At 35.4% G+C, this 17,729-nt stretch carries 15 protein-coding genes, 1 other RNA gene and 2 pseudogenes; 6 read left to right on the top strand and 12 right to left on the bottom strand.

The window, feature by feature from the left end; translation table 11 throughout:
• Positions 1–217: 217 nt before the first annotated feature.
• The 3 genes from WKT09_RS04460 to WKT09_RS04450 are packed head-to-tail and all read left to right on the top strand — an operon-like array spanning position 218 to position 2,278.
• The gene (locus tag WKT09_RS04460) at positions 218–1,015 is read left to right on the top strand and encodes an SDR family NAD(P)-dependent oxidoreductase (protein WP_340414890.1); all 798 of its coding nucleotides are present in this window, start codon (positions 218–220) and stop codon (positions 1,013–1,015) included.
• Between the two features lie 53 nt (positions 1,016–1,068).
• Positions 1,069–1,803, top strand: a complete 735-nt coding sequence (locus tag WKT09_RS04455) for an SDR family NAD(P)-dependent oxidoreductase (RefSeq protein WP_340414889.1) — start codon at positions 1,069–1,071, stop codon at positions 1,801–1,803.
• A gap of 58 nt (positions 1,804–1,861) precedes the next feature.
• Positions 1,862–2,278: a MarR family winged helix-turn-helix transcriptional regulator gene (locus WKT09_RS04450; protein ID WP_340414888.1), complete on the top strand. Its 417-nt coding sequence runs from the start codon at positions 1,862–1,864 to the stop codon at positions 2,276–2,278.
• 43 nt (positions 2,279–2,321) lie between these two features.
• Here WKT09_RS04450 and WKT09_RS04445 read toward each other — a convergent pair whose 3' ends face one another.
• The 7 genes and pseudogenes from WKT09_RS04445 to rbsK all read right to left on the bottom strand — a co-directional run bounded on the left by WKT09_RS04445 (position 2,322) and on the right by rbsK (position 9,852).
• A complete protein-coding gene (locus tag WKT09_RS04445; protein ID WP_340414887.1) occupies positions 2,322–3,290 on the bottom strand; it encodes a tRNA dihydrouridine synthase in 969 nt (322 codons plus the stop codon).
• A 219-nt stretch (positions 3,291–3,509) separates the two neighbouring features.
• A complete protein-coding gene (locus WKT09_RS04440; RefSeq protein ID WP_340414886.1) occupies positions 3,510–4,910 on the bottom strand; it encodes an alanine/glycine:cation symporter family protein in 1,401 nt (466 codons plus the stop codon).
• A 219-nt stretch (positions 4,911–5,129) separates the two neighbouring features.
• Positions 5,130–5,384 carry an LPXTG cell wall anchor domain-containing protein gene (locus WKT09_RS13775; protein WP_445323979.1) on the bottom strand — a complete coding sequence of 85 codons (255 nt, stop codon included), beginning with the start codon at positions 5,382–5,384 and terminating at the stop codon, positions 5,130–5,132.
• 9 nt (positions 5,385–5,393) lie between these two features.
• Positions 5,394–5,558 (bottom strand): annotated as a pseudogene (locus WKT09_RS13770) (hypothetical protein); the annotation flags it as partial.
• Positions 5,559–5,609: 51 nt separating this feature from the next.
• Positions 5,610–7,817, bottom strand: a pseudogene (ggt, locus tag WKT09_RS04430) (gamma-glutamyltransferase); the annotation flags it as partial.
• A 179-nt stretch (positions 7,818–7,996) separates the two neighbouring features.
• A complete protein-coding gene (locus WKT09_RS04425) occupies positions 7,997–8,923 on the bottom strand; it encodes a nucleoside hydrolase (protein WP_340414885.1) in 927 nt (308 codons plus the stop codon).
• A 5-nt stretch (positions 8,924–8,928) separates the two neighbouring features.
• Positions 8,929–9,852, bottom strand: coding sequence for a ribokinase (gene rbsK, locus WKT09_RS04420; protein ID WP_340414884.1), 924 nt, complete (start codon positions 9,850–9,852; stop codon positions 8,929–8,931).
• A gap of 355 nt (positions 9,853–10,207) precedes the next feature.
• On the opposite strand from rbsK, the gene WKT09_RS04415 reads away from it, so the two are divergent.
• Positions 10,208–11,689, top strand: coding sequence for a malate:quinone oxidoreductase (locus tag WKT09_RS04415; RefSeq protein WP_340414883.1), 1,482 nt, complete (start codon positions 10,208–10,210; stop codon positions 11,687–11,689).
• Between the two features lie 189 nt (positions 11,690–11,878).
• Here WKT09_RS04415 and ffs read toward each other — a convergent pair.
• Positions 11,879–12,145: signal recognition particle sRNA large type (ffs, locus tag WKT09_RS04410), an RNA gene on the bottom strand.
• Positions 12,146–12,361: 216 nt separating this feature from the next.
• Here ffs and WKT09_RS04405 point away from each other — a divergent pair.
• A complete protein-coding gene (locus WKT09_RS04405; protein ID WP_340414882.1) occupies positions 12,362–13,054 on the top strand; it encodes a hypothetical protein in 693 nt (230 codons plus the stop codon).
• A gap of 3 nt (positions 13,055–13,057) precedes the next feature.
• On the opposite strand, the gene tadA is transcribed toward WKT09_RS04405, so the two are convergent.
• A complete protein-coding gene (gene tadA / locus WKT09_RS04400; RefSeq protein WP_340414881.1) occupies positions 13,058–13,525 on the bottom strand; it encodes a tRNA adenosine(34) deaminase TadA in 468 nt (155 codons plus the stop codon).
• Positions 13,526–13,599: 74 nt separating this feature from the next.
• On the opposite strand from tadA, the gene WKT09_RS04395 reads away from it, so the two are divergent.
• Complete coding sequence (locus WKT09_RS04395) at positions 13,600–14,886, top strand: glycoside hydrolase family 18 protein (protein WP_340414880.1); 1,287 nt, start codon at positions 13,600–13,602, stop codon at positions 14,884–14,886.
• A 33-nt stretch (positions 14,887–14,919) separates the two neighbouring features.
• Here the strand turns inward: WKT09_RS04395 and proC are convergent, their stop codons facing one another.
• From proC to WKT09_RS04380, 3 genes are all read right to left on the bottom strand, one after another.
• Positions 14,920–15,738 carry a pyrroline-5-carboxylate reductase gene (proC, locus tag WKT09_RS04390; RefSeq protein ID WP_340414896.1) on the bottom strand — a complete coding sequence of 273 codons (819 nt, stop codon included), beginning with the start codon at positions 15,736–15,738 and terminating at the stop codon, positions 14,920–14,922.
• 310 nt (positions 15,739–16,048) lie between these two features.
• On the bottom strand, positions 16,049–16,756 hold the full coding sequence (locus WKT09_RS04385) for an ABC transporter permease (RefSeq protein ID WP_340414879.1): 708 nt from the start codon (positions 16,754–16,756) through the stop codon (positions 16,049–16,051).
• Positions 16,753–17,601 carry an ABC transporter ATP-binding protein gene (locus tag WKT09_RS04380; protein WP_340414878.1) on the bottom strand — a complete coding sequence of 283 codons (849 nt, stop codon included), beginning with the start codon at positions 17,599–17,601 and terminating at the stop codon, positions 16,753–16,755. The genes WKT09_RS04385 and WKT09_RS04380 overlap by 4 nt, the downstream gene beginning before the upstream one ends.
• Positions 17,602–17,729 lie beyond the last annotated feature (128 nt).

The following is a 17,729-nucleotide window of genomic DNA, read 5'->3' as shown; positions in this document are numbered from 1 at the left end:
CTCATTTTTCGTGGTACATAAATACTAAAGGAAATAAAAGACTATTTACATGCACGAATTATCATATTTTTTCACTACATTATCATAATAAGAAGGATGGATACAACAATGTACTAGGCATATTTTTTGAAAAGATAAAGGAACTATCATATCATTAGATTGAGAATAGTTAGATGTCTAATAATTTTTAAATTAAAATATAGGAAAGGTGGTAAATATGGGTAGAGTTGATCAAAAAGTAGCATTATTAACAGGAAGTGCTTCAGGAATTGGGCTCGCTTCTGCAAAATTGTTAGCAAAAGAGGGAGCTAAAGTAGTGCTAGCAGATTTTAATGAAGAAGGAGCTAAAAAAGCCGCAGCAGAAATTAATGCACAAGGTGGAGAGGCAGCAGCAATTTTCTTAGATGCTGGAGATGGCGAATCCATCCAAACAGCCATTGACTTCACGATAAAAACATTCGGTAAGATTAATATTCTTTTTAATAATGTGGGAGTAACAAATATTCAAAAAGATTTGGATGTCGTTCATATCGACTTAGAGGAATGGGACCGTTTGTTAAATGTTAATGTAAAAAGTGTCCTACACGGATGTAAATATGCTATTCCACATATGATAGAAGCTGGTGGTGGTTCCATTATTAACACTGCTTCCATGGCTGCATTTGCAAGTGATGCAATTCGTGTTGCATATGGGGCATCAAAAGCTGCTGTTGTCAATTTAACAAAATATGTTGCCACACAATATGGAAAAGATAATATTCGTTGTAATGCCGTTGCACCAGGGTTAATTTTAACGCCTGCTGCAAAACGAAATATGTCAGAAGAATTATTAAATACATTTGCAAAATATAATGCTCTACCATATCACGGTGAAGCAGATGATGTTGGATATACGGTCTTATTTTTAGCATCAGATGAGGCTAAATTTATTACTGGACAGACCATTCAAGTAGAGGGTGGTCATTATTTAGGTAACCCTACAATCCCAGACTTTAGAGAAATGATGGGTATGTAAATAATTTATATAGAAGTAGTATGATCATTTCAATATGAAAAGGAGCGATTTACATGGGTAAATTAGATGGAAAAGTTGCAATTATAACAGGTGGAGCTTCAGGTATTGGCGCTGGCATGGTCGATGTATTTCGTGCAGAAGGGGCAACCGTCATCGCTGCCGATATTAATGAAGAAGCATTAGCAAAAGCGAGTGAAAAAGAAAATGTTCACGGTATGAAACTAGATGTTTCTTCAGACGAAGCTTGGAAAACATTCGCACATGATATCAAGGAAAAATTCGGATCCATTGATATTTTAGTCAATAATGCTGGTGTTTCCTCCGAAAAGCCGTATACAGATATTGAGAAAGAGGATTGGGATTTTATGATGTCGATTAATGGATTCGGTCCTTTTGCTGGGATGAAACATATCGCACCAATTATGGCGGAACAAGGAAAAGGTTCCATCGTGAACATTTCATCCTATACAGCACAAATTGGACAAGGGTTTAGCCATTATTCTGCATCTAAAGGAGCTGTTCGTGCTATTTCAAAAGCTGCAGCAATACAATTCGGTCGTCAAGGTGTTCGTGTGAATGCATTATTCCCAGGTATTATCGAAACACCGATGACACAAAGCTTAAGTACATCAAAAGATTTATTAAAGCAGCTTATTCAAGCCACTCCTTTACAACGTTTAGGTCAACCAGAAGATATTGCAAAAGCAGCATTGTTTTTAGCTTCTGATGATTCTAGTTATATTACTGGAGCTGAGATTGTCATCGACGGTGGATTTTCTGCACAATAATGTAAATAGAATCAACTTACAAAACTTGCTATAATTAGGTGGTAGAGGAGGGAAGGCATTGCAAGATCAAACGATTTTCAAAATCTTACACAATATGGATAAGTTTACGAACGGTTTAATCATTCAATGGAACAAAACATTTAATGAAGATTTAGGTGTTTCTCACGTTCTTACACTTGGCTACTTATATACCAATGGACAATCACGCCCTTCTCAAATAGCGAGAGAGCTTGGACTTACACCACCAACTGTTACACATTTATGTGAAAAACTAGTAAAACGTGGTTTAGCAGTGCGTTCGTTAGATGATAAGGATCGACGTATTATTTTATTAGATATTACTGAAAAAGGGACAAACTTACTCATACGTGCAAACGAAGAAGGCCATAAATTACGTGAGGAAATGTTTTTAAAATTGACGAAAGAAGAATTAAACCAATTATTAAATATTTATCAAAAATTAAACGAAACATAAAGAGAGAGGTTGCTACCGCTTATTAAAGTGATAGCAACCTCTTTTATATGCCTGCATCCATATATGGTTGTATAATTTGTCGTACTTCCTCTGTAGAGTTGGTGCTCATTAAACGGTGACGCAATTCACTTGCACCATGGAACCCACGTATATAAATTTTGAAAAATCGAAGCAATGGTTTAAATGGTCTCGGTTCAATTTTTTCATATTGATCATGTAAATCAAGTTGTAACATCAATAATTGCAAATGTTCTAATGCCGTATGTTGTTTCGGTTCTTTTTCAAAACAGAATGGATTTGTAAATACGCCACGGCCAATCATTACGCCATCCACACCATACTTTTCCACCAACGCTTGTCCCGTTTGACGATCAGGGATGTCCCCATTAATCGTAAGTAACGTATTTGGTGCAATTTCATCTCTTAATTGTTTTATTTCCGGAATTAATTCCCAATGTGCCGCTACTTTACTCATTTCTTTTCGGGTACGAAGGTGGATAGATAAATTAGCAATATCTTGTTGGAGTATATGGGTTAGCCAAGTACGCCATTCCTCTATTTCCGTATAACCTATACGTGTTTTCACACTTACTGGTAGCCCACCCTCTTTAGTAGCTTGAATAATGTCAGCTGCCCGTTTTGGATGATTAATTAACCCTGCACCACGGCCTTTCGCCGCTACGTTTTGAACTGGGCATCCCATATTAATATCGACACCTTTAAAGCCCATTTCTTTCATTCCGATGCTCATTTCACGAAAATAGTCCGGGTTATCTCCCCAAATATGAGCAACAATTGGTTGCTCGTCTTCGGTAAATAATAAACGACCTCGCACACTTTCTGTACCATCTGGATGGCAATAACTCGTCGTATTTGCAAACTCTGTAAAAAATACATCTGGACGACCTGCCTTCGCTACTACATGACGAAACACTACATCTGTCACATCTTCCATCGGTGCTAATATAAAAAACGGCTTCGGTAAAGCTAGCCAAAAATTGTCCGTACTCATGTTTCAATCTCCTTTAATAAACGTATACCTAGTCGTTTATTATACCGTAAAAGATGTAAGAATACTTGTAAAAAAACTTATCTTCCAAGCATCCGTCTTTCACTCGTACGAATGTTTCCTCCCATCATCGTACCATCAAGCTCATAGACTAAATGATCATCAGCAGCAGTTGTTTCCTGTAAATAGGCTAGTTTGTAAACTAACTTACGTCCCCATTATTTATTTTTTATCTTCCCAACATTCCGCACCTTTTAATCCCGGAATACTTGATGCTTTAAATACTGGGTTTAGTCCTTTTTTACGTTGTACGGTGAAGTCATCTAGCACTTGGGAGGCCACTTTTCCTAACAACATGATCACTGTTAAGTTTATTATTGCCATCAGTCCCATAAATAAATCTGCCATGCTCCATACTACACTTACTTGTGCTAATGCACCAAACATCACCATGACTAATACTAAAACACGATAAACGTTCATCCATGCTTTGTTTGCATTGATAAACTCGATATTCGTTTCACCATAATAGTAATTTCCAATAATCGAACTAAAGGCAAAAAATAGAATGGCAATAGCTACGAAATATGGTGCCCATACTCCTACATGTAATTCCATGGAAGCTTGCGTTAAAAGAATACCATCTTTTTCACCTGTTCCATAAATGTCCGCTAAAATAATAATGAAAGCTGTTGCCGAACAGACGATGATTGTATCAAAAAACACACCTAAACTTTGCACTAATCCTTGTTTGGCAGGGTGTGAAACATTCGCTGTCGCAGCTGCGTTAGGCACACTTCCCATTCCTGCTTCGTTAGAAAATAGCCCACGACGAATTCCTTCCATCATCGCTGCACCAATTCCACCACCGATAAATTCTTTCATTCCAAATGCATGGCTTATGATTAAATTAAAGACAGCGGGAATTTGTGAAATATTCATTACTACGATAAAGAGTGCTATTAAAATATAAAATGTTGCCATGATTGGTACGACTAATTCTGTCACTTTTACAATACGTTTCACTCCACCAAAAATAATAATTCCTGTTAATACGACTAATATTAAACCAATTACCCAATTTGGAATACCGAAGACATCTCCGAATGATTGGCTTATTGTATTCGATTGAACGGAATTAAAAATAAATCCAAATGATAACGTTAACAGAATTGCAAAAACAATTCCAAGTTTACGCATACCTAATGCCTTTTCCATGTAATAAGCTGGTCCACCACGGAATGTGTCACCATCTTTTACTTTGTACACTTGAGCTAATGTACTCTCTATAAATGCGGTTGCCATTCCAATTAAAGCGATAATCCACATCCAAAAAACAGCTCCAGGTCCACCAACCCCAATTGCAAGAGCCACTCCTGTTACATTTCCTGTCCCTACTCGTGAAGCGGCACTAATAGTAAATGCTTGGAAGGGAGAAACTCCATCATCATTTTCTTTCTTCTCCACAATAAGACGAAACATTTCTTTAAACAAACGAATTTGTACAAATTTTGTTCGTACCGTAAAATACACCCCTAAAATTAATAAAACCGCGATAAGTATATAAGTCCATATAAAATCATTTAGTGGACCGACTAACCAATTTAAAAAATCCAATATCATAACGCTTACATTCCTTTCGAGAATTTTTTTGTACATGTTTTTTCATTCTACTAACATTTAAAATAATTATCAATTATTAAGAATTAGAGGGATTTTTCAGAATATTGTTCATTTTATTTGTGTGAAAGTTTACTTTATTCTGTTATATTAAAAAAACCTAAGATAAAGCGTTAGTTATCCATTTCTAACACTTTATCTTAGGTTTAAAATAAATACATCCTATGAAACGTTTCTTTTACGAATCACGAATAAAATTATACCAACTACTAGGAGAACAGCACCAATCAATAATATATTAAACATTGTTGTGCCTGTATTCGGTAGAATTCCACCTTTTTTATTTGAATCATCGTTGTCATTCTTTACAATGGTAGTTTCAGCATTATTTTCATCTGTTATTGGTTCATCGTTATTTAAGTTTGAATCTCCTTTATCTGCTTCCCCATTCGTTTCCTGCTCATCTTTTAGCTTCAATTGTTTTACTGCTTCTTTAAGTGCCGTTAACGCTTCATTTACTTCTTCCTCCGTTGCTTGTTCCTTTTCTAAAACAGTTTGAGCACTTTTTAATACTGTTTGAAATTTTTCCCAGCTATCTTTTGTGTAATCTGATTCATTTAACTCTTCCGCTTGTTTGATTTCTTTTTCTAATGTTGATTTATCTACCTCTTCTACCTCTTCCTGTTTTTTCTCCAGTTCATTCATCGCTTCTTTTACCTTTTCGAATGTTGCATCCACATCTTCTTGTGTTTTTTCTTCATCTGATAAAAGTTTTTCAGCAGATTTTATCGCAGCGTCCAACTTCTCCCAGCTTTCTTTCGTATAATCTGATTCATTTAATTTTTCGATGTCTTTTAATATTTCTTCTAATTTCGTTACATCTATTTCTTCCGCATAGTCTGCTTCTGTAAGGCCAATTGCTACCCCTTCTCTAGTAGAATCTGCTGCCCCATAATACTTATTATCTTTTATTAATAAACTGTTTACATTTCCGATTTCTACATTTTGTTCTTCCCATTCATGGCCCATCTCAACCATTTTTTCCCTTACGTCACTTGGAACACCGTACTCCCAACGTATGGATGGATATGCACTAGAAAACAATCTTGGTTCTTCAATCGCATCTTTCAATTCTTGTTCATACCCAATTACATTTAAAATAACTTGCGCGACAGACGTAATAATGGTCGTTCCTCCTGGTGAGCCAACAGTCATAAATGGTTCGCCATCTTTCAATACAATGGTCGGACTCATACTACTTAATGGGCGTTTATTCGGCTCCACTTGGTTCGCTCCACCTGGTGTTGCATCAAAATCCGTTAATTCATTATTTAACATGACCCCGTATCCCGGAATCATCATACCAGAACCAAATACTTGTTCAATTGTCGTTGTAAAGGAAACCATATTCCCCCACTGATCTGCTACGGTGAAATGTGTTGTTTCTCCTTCCACTCGTCCTTCCTCTTCTTCTTGATTATTTTCAACACTTATTTCACCATTGTTCGTAGCATCTTCCTTTTCTTCTTGATCATTTTCTACTTTTTCTTCCTCTGTTTCATTTGATTCATTTGTTTCATTTGTTTCATTTGACTCATTTGTTTCATTTGTCTCATTCGTTTCCTCTTTTTCATCTTCCTCATTATTCACTTCTGTTTCCTCTGTAGATTTCTTTTCACCTTGTTTCTCTTCATCTACCGAAGCATAATCTGCACATACGTCATCTATTTCATCTGTTTCAAATTCACACGGATTTCCCGGCTCTACATCATCATTTGCTTTCTTCGGATCAATGAGAGAAATGCGTTTTGCAATATATTCCGGATGTATTAATCCATTTTTTGGAACATCGATATAATTTTCATCTCCCATATATTGTCCACGGTCTGCATAAGCTAAATGATACGCTTCAACTAAATGATGATATTTTTCCGTAGAACGAATATCCCACTGTGTTAAATCTAATTGTTCAAACATAGATAATAATTGAATAACGACTAACCCCCCTGAACTTGGCGGAGGCATGGAATAAATATCATATCCTTTATAATTTCCTTTTACTGGTGTTTCCATGTCTGTACTATATTGTTCTAAATCTTCCATATTCATAGAACTACCATTATCTTGCACTTCCTCAACTAACGCCTTTGCAATTTCTCCATTATAAAAAGCATCCGTTCCATTTTCCTTAATTAATTTAAACGTTTTCGCTAAATCCTCTTGTACCAATAAGTCTCCTTCTTTTAAAGGTTGTCCATTAGGTACAAATACCTTTCCTGCTTCTGTTTTAGAAAGTTTTGTTGCATTACTGTCAATCGCATTTGCTAATGCCCAGTTAACCTTATGTCCTTCTTCAGCCAATTCAATTGCTGGGTCAATTAACTCCTCTAATGACATCGTTCCCCACTTTTCTAAACCATCTTCTAAACCTTTTAAAGTTCCAGGTACTCCAACAGATAATCCACTCTCCACTCTTTCAGCAAAAGGAAATGGCTTACCGGTTTCTGGATCCATAAACATATCTTCCGTCGCACCACCTGGTGCCTTCTCTCTACTATTTAAAACAGACACTTCTTTCGTTTCCGCATCATAATACATAATAAATCCTCCACCACCAATACCTGACATTTGTGGTTCAACCACATTTAATGCCAGTTGAATAGCAGCGGCAGCATCCATAGCATTTCCACCTTGTTTTAACACTTCTACCCCTATTTCAGTCGCTTCTGGATGGGCAGTTACGACCATTCCTTTTTCTCCTGTATCTGTTTGTTCCTCTTTAATACCGGGATTATCAGGTGGATCACCTTCCGTATTTGTTTGTGCATACGTTATATTTGGTGAAAAACTGAAAAACAATAACATAATTATTGCAATAATACTCCCTAATTTGTAACCTCGATTTCGCATCATATTCCTCCCTTATGTTGTATACGCTTACATACAGTAGCGTATCATACTTAACCTTTTTCACTCAATAGTACGATTGGCGTATTTTTTCAATTGTTTGAAAATTAGCTGTCTACCTTTCTTTTAACATGTATAAAAAAACAGCAACTTCAAAGAGAAATTGCTGTTAATGTATCTATTTAAAAGTTTATTGTCTGTACAAAATGATCTAAAAATCGATGAACATCTACTTCTAAACTAACAGATGTATTTTTCGTTGATTTTTCTGTTTCAAACGTATTTCCACGTAATGCTTCATCTAAATGGACATCTACATTCATCGCTTTCGTTTGAACGAACGTAGCATCAATTGCTCTGCCAATTGCTAATGGATCGTGTAAGCCACAACCACCAATTCCAGGGGAAAAACTTTCATAAAAATCAATATAATAATTTGTTATGTTAGCAAAAAATTTCGACGCCGCTGAATCTGTTTTTTCCCATTTTTTCACTTCATCACGTGATAACAATGTTTGCATAGTAACATCTAAGCCAACTAAAGTAATTGGCAAATTCGATTGTAAAACGCGTTTTGCTGCTTCAGGGTCAGAAAATATATTTGCTTCCGCATGTGGACGAACGTTTCCAGGCACTGTCACAGCACCACCCATTACAATAATTTCTTTCACGAGCGTTGCAATCTCAGGAGCCTGTTCATATACTTTCGCTAAGTTTGTCAATGGCCCAACAAAAATTAATGTTACTTCATTTGGGTATTTTTTTACTGTATCAATAATAAATGAAATTGCTTCTCCTGTTTTTCTTTCCTCTGTAACGACATCATATGCTTCTAATTGATTCGCTAACCCATCGATACCATGCACTTTTTGTGCCACTGCTAAATATGGTTCTTGTTGATTTAATGGTCTATCCGAACCTTCATAAACAGGAATGTCCTTTTCTAACATTTGTAAAATAAATTGTGTATTTCTTGTAGCATCTTTTACTTGAACATTTCCAAACGTCGTTGTTAATCCTAAAACATCTAAATCTTTTGATTTTGTTGCATAAGCAATTGCTAATGCATCATCAATTCCTGTATCTACATCTAAAATTACCTTTTTCATTTTATTTATGCTCTCTCTTTCATGAAGTTTTCTACCATTTCTTTTGTAGGCATTGCTGCTTGTGCACCAACCTTCGTCACGGTTAATGCACCGACAATATTAGCATAAGAAACACTTTCTTCTACCGTTTTTCCAGCTACAATTTGTGAGATAAAAGCACCGGCAAATGCATCTCCAGCACCTGTCGTATCAACTGCTGTTACTTTTTCACCAGGAATGTATCGTTCATTGTCATTCGAACAAATCACTACACCATCTTTTCCTAATTTTGCAATCACTGTTTTGACACCTTGTGCTAGTAGTTTTTTACTCGCTTCGATCGCCGTTTTTTTATCTTTTACTTCCATATTTGTAATTTGTGCTAACTCTGTTTCATTCGGTAAAATATAATCAACATTTTCTAGTACGTTCTGTGGCAACTCTCTTGCAGGAGCTGGGTCTAAAAAGACTAATACGCCATGTTTTTTCGCTAATGTAACAGACAACTCTACTGTTTCAAATGGTATTTCCAATTGCAGCAGGATTGCTTTTGCATTTTTTATATAAGCCTCATATTCTTCTATAAGTGCTGGAGTTACTTCTCTATTTGCAGCAGGTGCGACGATAATACTATTTTCTCCTTTTTCATCTACCGTAATAAGCGCTACACCTGAAGATTCATTAGGGATTTGTTTGATGCATGTCGTATTTACCCCGACCTTTTCTAAGTTATGTAATAACTGTTCTCCAAAAACGTCCTCTCCAACAGCACTAATCATGGCAATATCTCCACCTAAATTCGCACAAGAATATGCTTGATTAGCACCTTTTCCACCAGGGTTTGTAAATAAACGATCACCTAATACCGTTTCTCCACCAGCTGGACGCTCCTTGACATTAATTACTAAATCCATATTTGTACTACCTATTATGACAATATCATTATACATGACATGATTTCCCTCCACTTTTCCTTCTATTTTCATAAAAAATTAGCCAAAATTGCGTACACATATTGTAACATTTACGCAAATTATGTGCTATTTGTTACTTCTAAAGGTCTATGTTCTACATTTCACATACTTTATATGACAAACTAGTCGAGTTTATTATAAAATAATTATAATAAGGTACATGTTAATGTAAAGTATTTTTGAATTATGTTACACTGTTTATTGGTATAGAGATAGTATTCAAAATTTAAGAGAAATTTGCGACAATTGCGTCCTTTTTATGGAAGTGGCGCTTAATCTTGTGTGCGCAATTTTCTAAAAAAATCTAAAAGATAAGGATATGGTGACGACTATGAGTAATTATGAATCAAAAACTGACGTTATCCTAATCGGCGCTGGAATTATGAGTGCGACGCTTGGAACCCTTTTAAAAGAATTAATTCCTGAATGGGACATTCAAGTGTTCGAAAAGCTCGACAAACCTGGAGAAGAAAGTTCTCATGAATTAAATAACGCTGGAACAGGTCATGCTGCTCTTTGTGAATTAAACTACACAACAGAAAATGAAGATGGCACGATCGATATTTCAAAAGCGATTAATGTAAATGAACAATTCCAAGTTTCATTACAATTTTGGTCTTATTTAGTAAAGAAACAATTAATTAAAAACCCTGAAGATTTTATTATGCCATTACCGCATATGAGTATGGTACAAGGGGAAGAAAATATTGATTATTTAAAACGTCGCTTTAAAGCGATGAAAGAAAATCCATTATTTAAGAGTATGGAATTTGCAGAGGATGCTGAAACATTAAAAGAATGGATTCCATTAATAATGCAAGACCGTGATGTAAATGACCGAATTGCTGCTACAAAGGTAAATAATGGAACAGATGTCAACTTCGGTAATTTAACACGCATGTTAATAGATCATTTAGAAAATCAAGATGTTGCAATGCACTACAATCATACAGTGAACAATGTGAAACGTACTCCTGAAGGACTTTGGGAAGTAAAAGTGAAAAACACACAAACAGGTAAGGTAGAAAAGCACCGTGCCAACTTCGTGTTCATTGGAGCTGGTGGGGGAAGTCTACATTTACTACAAAAGTCTAGTATTCCAGAAAGTAAGCAAATTGGTGGATTCCCTGTCAGTGGTATTTTTATGGTTTGTAAAAACCCTGAAGTGGTGGAACAACACCATGCAAAAGTTTATGGAAAGGCTGCGGTTGGTGCACCACCAATGTCTGTACCACACTTAGATACTCGTTATATTGATAATGAAAAATCATTATTATTCGGACCTTTCGCTGGTTTTTCACCGAAGTTTTTAAAGACTGGTTCAAACATGGATTTAATTACGTCTGTGAAGCCAAATAACGTGTTTACAATGCTTGCTGCTGGTGCAAAAGAAATGTCTTTAACAAAATATTTAATTCAGCAATTATTGTTATCGAAAGAACAACGTATGGAAGAGTTACGCCAATTTATTCCAAACGCTAAAAGCGAAGATTGGGATTTCATTGTAGCTGGACAACGTGTACAAGTAATTAAAGATACAGAAGAAAATGGAAAAGGAACATTACAATTCGGTACAGAAGTCGTATCAAGTATGGATGGATCCATTTCCGCATTATTAGGGGCTTCTCCTGGGGCTTCCACAGCTGTCAAAGTTATGTTGGATGTTATTGAAAAATGTTTCCCAGAAAAAATGCCTCAATGGGAAGATAAAATTAAAGAAATGATTCCTTCTTACGGTAAGAAATTAGTGGATCATCCTGAATTATTAGATGAAGTCGTTGCAGAAGCAGAGAAAAACCTCGGGTTACGTTAAGAATATAAATAAGGAGCTAAGTATATGATCATATGCTTAGCTCTTTTTTTAATTGATTGTACAAAGAATTGTTTCTACTTATCAAATTTCCAACAAAAAAGACTTTCGTATAACATACGAAAGTCTTTTAACATATGTAAAGCTAGGTATCCCTAACTTTTCCTTCGGCTTTTAAATATAAAATAAAAGCCGTGCACCCAACATCGATATGACGTCCCTATGCGTTACTTAAGTGCATAGCTCGGTCTAGGTTGCCCCACGGCACACAAGAATGACCACTTACTGCTGCTTCCTTCCGGACCTGACAGGGTTCATGGGTTCCTGTTGCGTGAGATCTATACGTCAACACTAATTCCTTAAGGCAGACCATAAAGTCACCATACCTAAGAAGGGAATTCAGTCTTGCTATAGCGGATTGCAAGTGATAGGGCACCGCTACCTCCCCACCTAGCACGGCATTTATTATTATACGTGTTTGACAGATAAAATGCAATGAATACAAACATTCCACCTTTTTCCACTTATTTATTCCTATAAAACATACTTGTAAATATCTAATCTATCCTATTATATCTCACACTAAAGTATTATTTTTCACAAAATCTATATTCATAATACGTAATGTTTGTTACACTAAAAAACATCTCGGGAATTTAAAAAGGGGTTACATACATGACAGGACAATTTGCAGAAGCACTCGTAGATTATAGTATTTATTTAATCGGATTTATCGCCTTATTTTTAATTTTTGGTATTTTTGCCTTTTTATCTAAATTTGCTATATTTCAATTCGCTGGTCGTACAATTTTATACGCCATTCAAATTGTTTTCAATATCATTGTAACAGGATTATTAATCGTTATCATTACAGGCGTGTTTATCGGACTTATTCTTTTAGGTTCCTACCAATTTGATCTATTTTTAGTAAATGGAGAAAGCCTCATGTTTGGCGATCAGATGTTAGTTCCAACCGCAGCTATTTTAGCAGCATGTTGTGTCATAGGTGGGGTGTTAGGATCTATTATTTTTTCCATGTTACCATTATCAAGCATTTCATTCATGGCACTCGTTTATGGAGCAAGTGTGTTTTCTTTAGTTGCCATTGGACCAATCTTTTTAAAAGAATATGTACCAGCAGTGGAATTTAGTTCTCTACATTTACTTCTATTAAGTCTTGCCTTACCTGTCGTTATTTTTGTCTATGCCATTGCATCTGGACAAAAACGTAAAGAAGCACTACGTGAAATGAATTATAAGGAACGACAACAATATTTAACAGAAGAAAGAAGAAGAAATGAAAAAAACAAAGGGCTTATTTTCTCTTGGATTACGTATCGAAAAAGAGCTCAGAAAAAAACGTCGTAATCATTAATACGACGTTTTTTTCTTGCGTAATTGTTTAAAAAAATCTTGCAACAAAACACGACAATTTTCCTCTAATACACCTGAGGTGACTTCGACTTGATGATTAAATCTGGATTCATCGAGCAAATTCATTAAAGTACCAGCGCAACCACCTTTTGGATCTATCGCGCCATATACAACTCGTTTCATTCGGGATTGAACAATCGTACCAGCACACATCACACATGGTTCTAATGTGACATATAGTGTACAATCCTCCAAACGCCAACTACCAATTACTTTATTTGCCTGTTCTATTGCTACTAGCTCTGCATGAGATAAAGTTGTTTCACTTTCCTCACGAATATTAGAGCCTCTGGCAATAATTTCATCGTTATAAACGACAACTGCTCCAATTGGTACTTCATTTCGTAAAGCCGCTTTTTTTGCTTCTTCTAATGCTTCTTTCATAAATTTTTCGTCTTTATTCATCTTTTGTCACTTCTTTTTTTTATTCATTTTCATATATTAACAATAGCATATTTTTCAATGAGGGGGAGTTACTTTTGCAAATTCATGTCGTGCAACAAGGTGAAACATTGTTTTCTATTGCAAATTTGTATAGTACTTCTGTTTTTTCTATATCAGAGGCAAATGAATTACCGACACCAAATTTATTAGTCGGGCAAGCACTTGTCATTCCGATTTTTGGGCAATATTATTTTGTCCAGCCGAATGATTCTTTATATACGATTAGTCAACGTTTTCAGTTATCTGTTGAACAATTAGCTCGAATGAATCGAGTACAAATAAATATGCCGCTTCCTATTGGATTTCGCTTATATATTCCACCAAGGGAAAAAAGTGTACTGACATCATTCGGGTATATAGAACCGATAGGAGATACCGTCTCCCAACCTTTAGAAATTGCAGCCGAAAACAATAGTGAGCTTTTAACCTATTTAGCACCATTTAGTTATCGTGCCAATCGTGATGGATCGCTTACGGCACCACCATTAAATCGTTTTATAGACATTGCCAAACAACATCATACAAAACTTGCTTTTGTTGTTTCCAATATTGAAGATGGGGCATTTAGTACAGAACTCGCTCATATTTTGTTAACCGTACAAGCTGTACAGCAAAATTTCATAGACCATATCGTAAACAGTGCCGTAAAAGACGGATTTCAAGATGTACATATGGACTTTGAATTTATTCGTCCAGAAGATCGCGAAGCATATAATAATTTTATGGAAAAACTACAAAGTCGTTTACATGAAAAGGGGATTACACTGTCTGTTGCACTTGCACCTAAAACAAGTTCCACACAGCAAGGTTTATTATATGAAGCACATGATTATCAAAGACAAGGGGAAATAAATGATTTTGTCGTCTTAATGACATATGAATGGGGGTATAGTGCAGGACCACCTCTTCCCGTTTCACCGATTAATGAAGTAGAAAGGGTCCTTCAATATGCCTTAACGGAAATACCGAAAGAGAAAATTTTACTCGGACAAAATTTATACGGATATGATTGGACATTGCCCTTCGTTCAAGGAGAATCATTTGCACGAGCATTAAGTCCCCAACAAGCATTACAAATTGCGTTAGAACATAAAGTACAAATACAATATGATACAACAGCACAAGCACCTTTTTTTGAATATGTAGATGAAAATGGACGGGAACATATTGTTTGGTTTGAAGATGCGCGAAGTATTCAAGCTAAATTTAATTTGATTCGTCACTATGGATTACGAGGAATTGCCTATTGGAAGCTTGGTTTAAGTTTTCCACAAAATTGGTTATTGTTAGGGGATCAATTTATCATTGAAAAAGAAAACTAGCGACCATTTCCTGTTGGAGTCGCTAGTAGAAGTTTATTGTTCTTTTCCTAATTGCTCTGAACGTTCTTTCGCTCGATGTACACAGGCGATGAACCCTTCATCTACTTTATATGCTTGTAATGCTTCTAAACCTGCAGCAGTCGTTCCATTTGGACTTGTAACATTGATGCGTAGTTGACTTGGGGAAAGCTCACTTTGTTGTAACATATTTCCTGCACCAATTAAAGTTTGGGCAATTAATTGTTGGGCCGTTTCTTTCGTTAACCCTGCTTCCATTGCTGCTTTTTCCATCGCTTCAACAATATAATACATGTACGCTGGACCACTACCAGATATCGCTGTTACAATATGCATTTCCTCTTCCTCTACGACGGTAACTGTTCCAATAGAAGCAAATATTTTTTCAGCAATCTGAATATCTTGATCTGTAGCAAACGCTCCTTTTGCAATTGCTGTTGCGGATTGCCCAATCGTTGCGGACGTATTTGGCATAGAACGAATTACTGCTACTTCTTTTCCTAATACTTCCTGTATAAATGATGTCGATTTTCCGGCAATAACAGAAATAAATAATTGATCTGTTTCTACATAATCCTTTATTTCGATTAAGGCATGTTCCATATCATGTGGTTTCATCGCTAAAAATACGATATCCGCATCTTTTATCGCTTCTTTTTTGTTGGTCGTTCCATTGACACCATATTTTTGGCGAATTTCTTCTAAACGTGCCTCATTTTCTTTATTCGATACGTAAATTTGTTGTTTATCGATAAAATTCGTTTGTATTAATCCGGCAAACACCGCTTCTGCCATTGAACCGGCTCCGATAAATGCAATTTTATTCATCTTTATCCTCCAATATAAATTTAAAAACCTCTATAACGTCCTAAAAATATAGGACGGATAGAGGTTGTTTTTTATCCGCGGTACCACCTAAATTGACAAATATGTCCACTTCATTATTTGTTAACGCAATATTTCTTTGCGGTTAGTTTTTCACTAACGACTCCAAGGTAGGGTTCAAAAGATATCTATACCGCAAAATTTTTCAGCCTTTGAATTTTACTCTCTTTGGTCGATATACTTTTTACTCGTCTCTTCATCATCTTTTTTGAATATTTATATCATTTAAAATATATGGTTTTATTCATATTTTGTCAAGTTAATCGACCATTCGTTTTTTATATACAATAACAGTAACAATCATCGCAACGATAGACCAAAGTAAAATAACACCTAACTCAGGTAAGACGTTAACAAAGCCTTTACCAGCTTCTACCTTTAACGCAATATCAATCAATTGAATATTCGGTAAATAATGGGCTATTTTTAACATAGGATATTGTTCTGAAAACAAACGAATGAATGTTCCTACAGTGAATATTCCAATTGCAGGGAAAGAATAAACAGAAGCTTCCATCACTGACTTAGCAAATAATCCAATGAATGTCCCTAATGCAATATAAAACAATGTTGAAAGTAGCATTGCTACGGTAATAATAGATATATTGGCAGGGCGATAATCAATTAAAATGATACATACCATCATCGTAAAAAAAGTAGTACTAAATGTAAATAAGCTTTTTCCTAATAAAATCTCTTGAACATTTGCAGGGGATAGTATTAATGCCCGTAATGTATTTTTTTCCCTTTCTTCGGCAATTAAACAACTTTGTACATATGTCGCGACCATTACGAATGTCATATTAAATATGAAATAATAACTGTCAATCGTATTTTCTCCTACTTTTCCATAAAATAAAGAAAGCAATGGGGTCATTAATATAACGATCGAAATAGACATATTACGTGAAAATTCCTTGTAGTCTTTCATAAAAATTGCTTTCACGCGTTTCATTGAAATATTCATACTAATTCCCTCCCAGTTACATAAACGAAAATATCTCCAATTGTTGGCTCATTCGAATGAATCGTGACGATTTCTTCCTTTTTCATATAATTATATAAAATTTGTGCATCTTTTTTACCTTTACTTAATGTGATACGATTCCCATTTTTTAATTCGATGTCCATTTCATCTTTAGCAAATTGTTTCTTTAAAGCATCCGGTGTATCGAGTAATTGAATTTCCCCGTCATGTAAAAAAGCAATTCGGTCACATAAAGAATCAGCTTCTTCCATATTATGTGTCGTTAAAAAGATAGTGGTTCCACGCTCATTTAACTCGCGTAAACCTTTATAAATAAATTGAGTATTTACAGGATCCAAAGCAGATGTTGGTTCATCCAAAAATAATAATGCTGGTTCATGTAGAAGTGTTCTTGCTAATGTTACTCGTTGACGCATTCCTTTTGATAGTTTTGCTACTCGTTTCTTTTTCTCTTCTCTCAATTGTACCACGTCTAATACTTCATCGACTTTTTTAGTCGGAACATCATATAACTCACAATAAAATAATAAATTATCTTCAACAGATAGTTTGTCATATAAACCACTATTATCTGTTAACACCCCAAAACGTTTTCTATTTTTGGACTTCTTTAATTGCATGACATCTTCGCCAAATACTTGAACAGACCCTCTCGTATAACTCATTTGACCTGTTAAAATTTTGATTGTCGTTGTTTTTCCAGCACCACTCGGTCCTAAAAAACCAAAAATTTCTCCTTTTTTCACATGAAAATTCACATTCGTTAAAGCATGCTCATTTCCAAAAGCTTTTGCTAAGTTTTCGATTTCAATCACATTTCCCATTCATATTTCCTCCTCGGTTGCTTTGCTATATCCAATGTATATGTAAGTCGAATATACCGCATTATATTCTCGATGAAAGGAGTATAAAGAAAGATGAACGAAACCATTTCTTCGACAAATGATCCATA

Source organism: Pseudogracilibacillus sp. ICA-222130 (genome assembly GCF_037892545.1).
Classification (GTDB): Bacteria; Bacillota; Bacilli; order Bacillales; family Amphibacillaceae; genus Pseudogracilibacillus.
The sequence above is the reverse complement of the archived record's forward strand: the minus strand, read 5'-3'. Positions and strand labels throughout refer to the sequence as shown.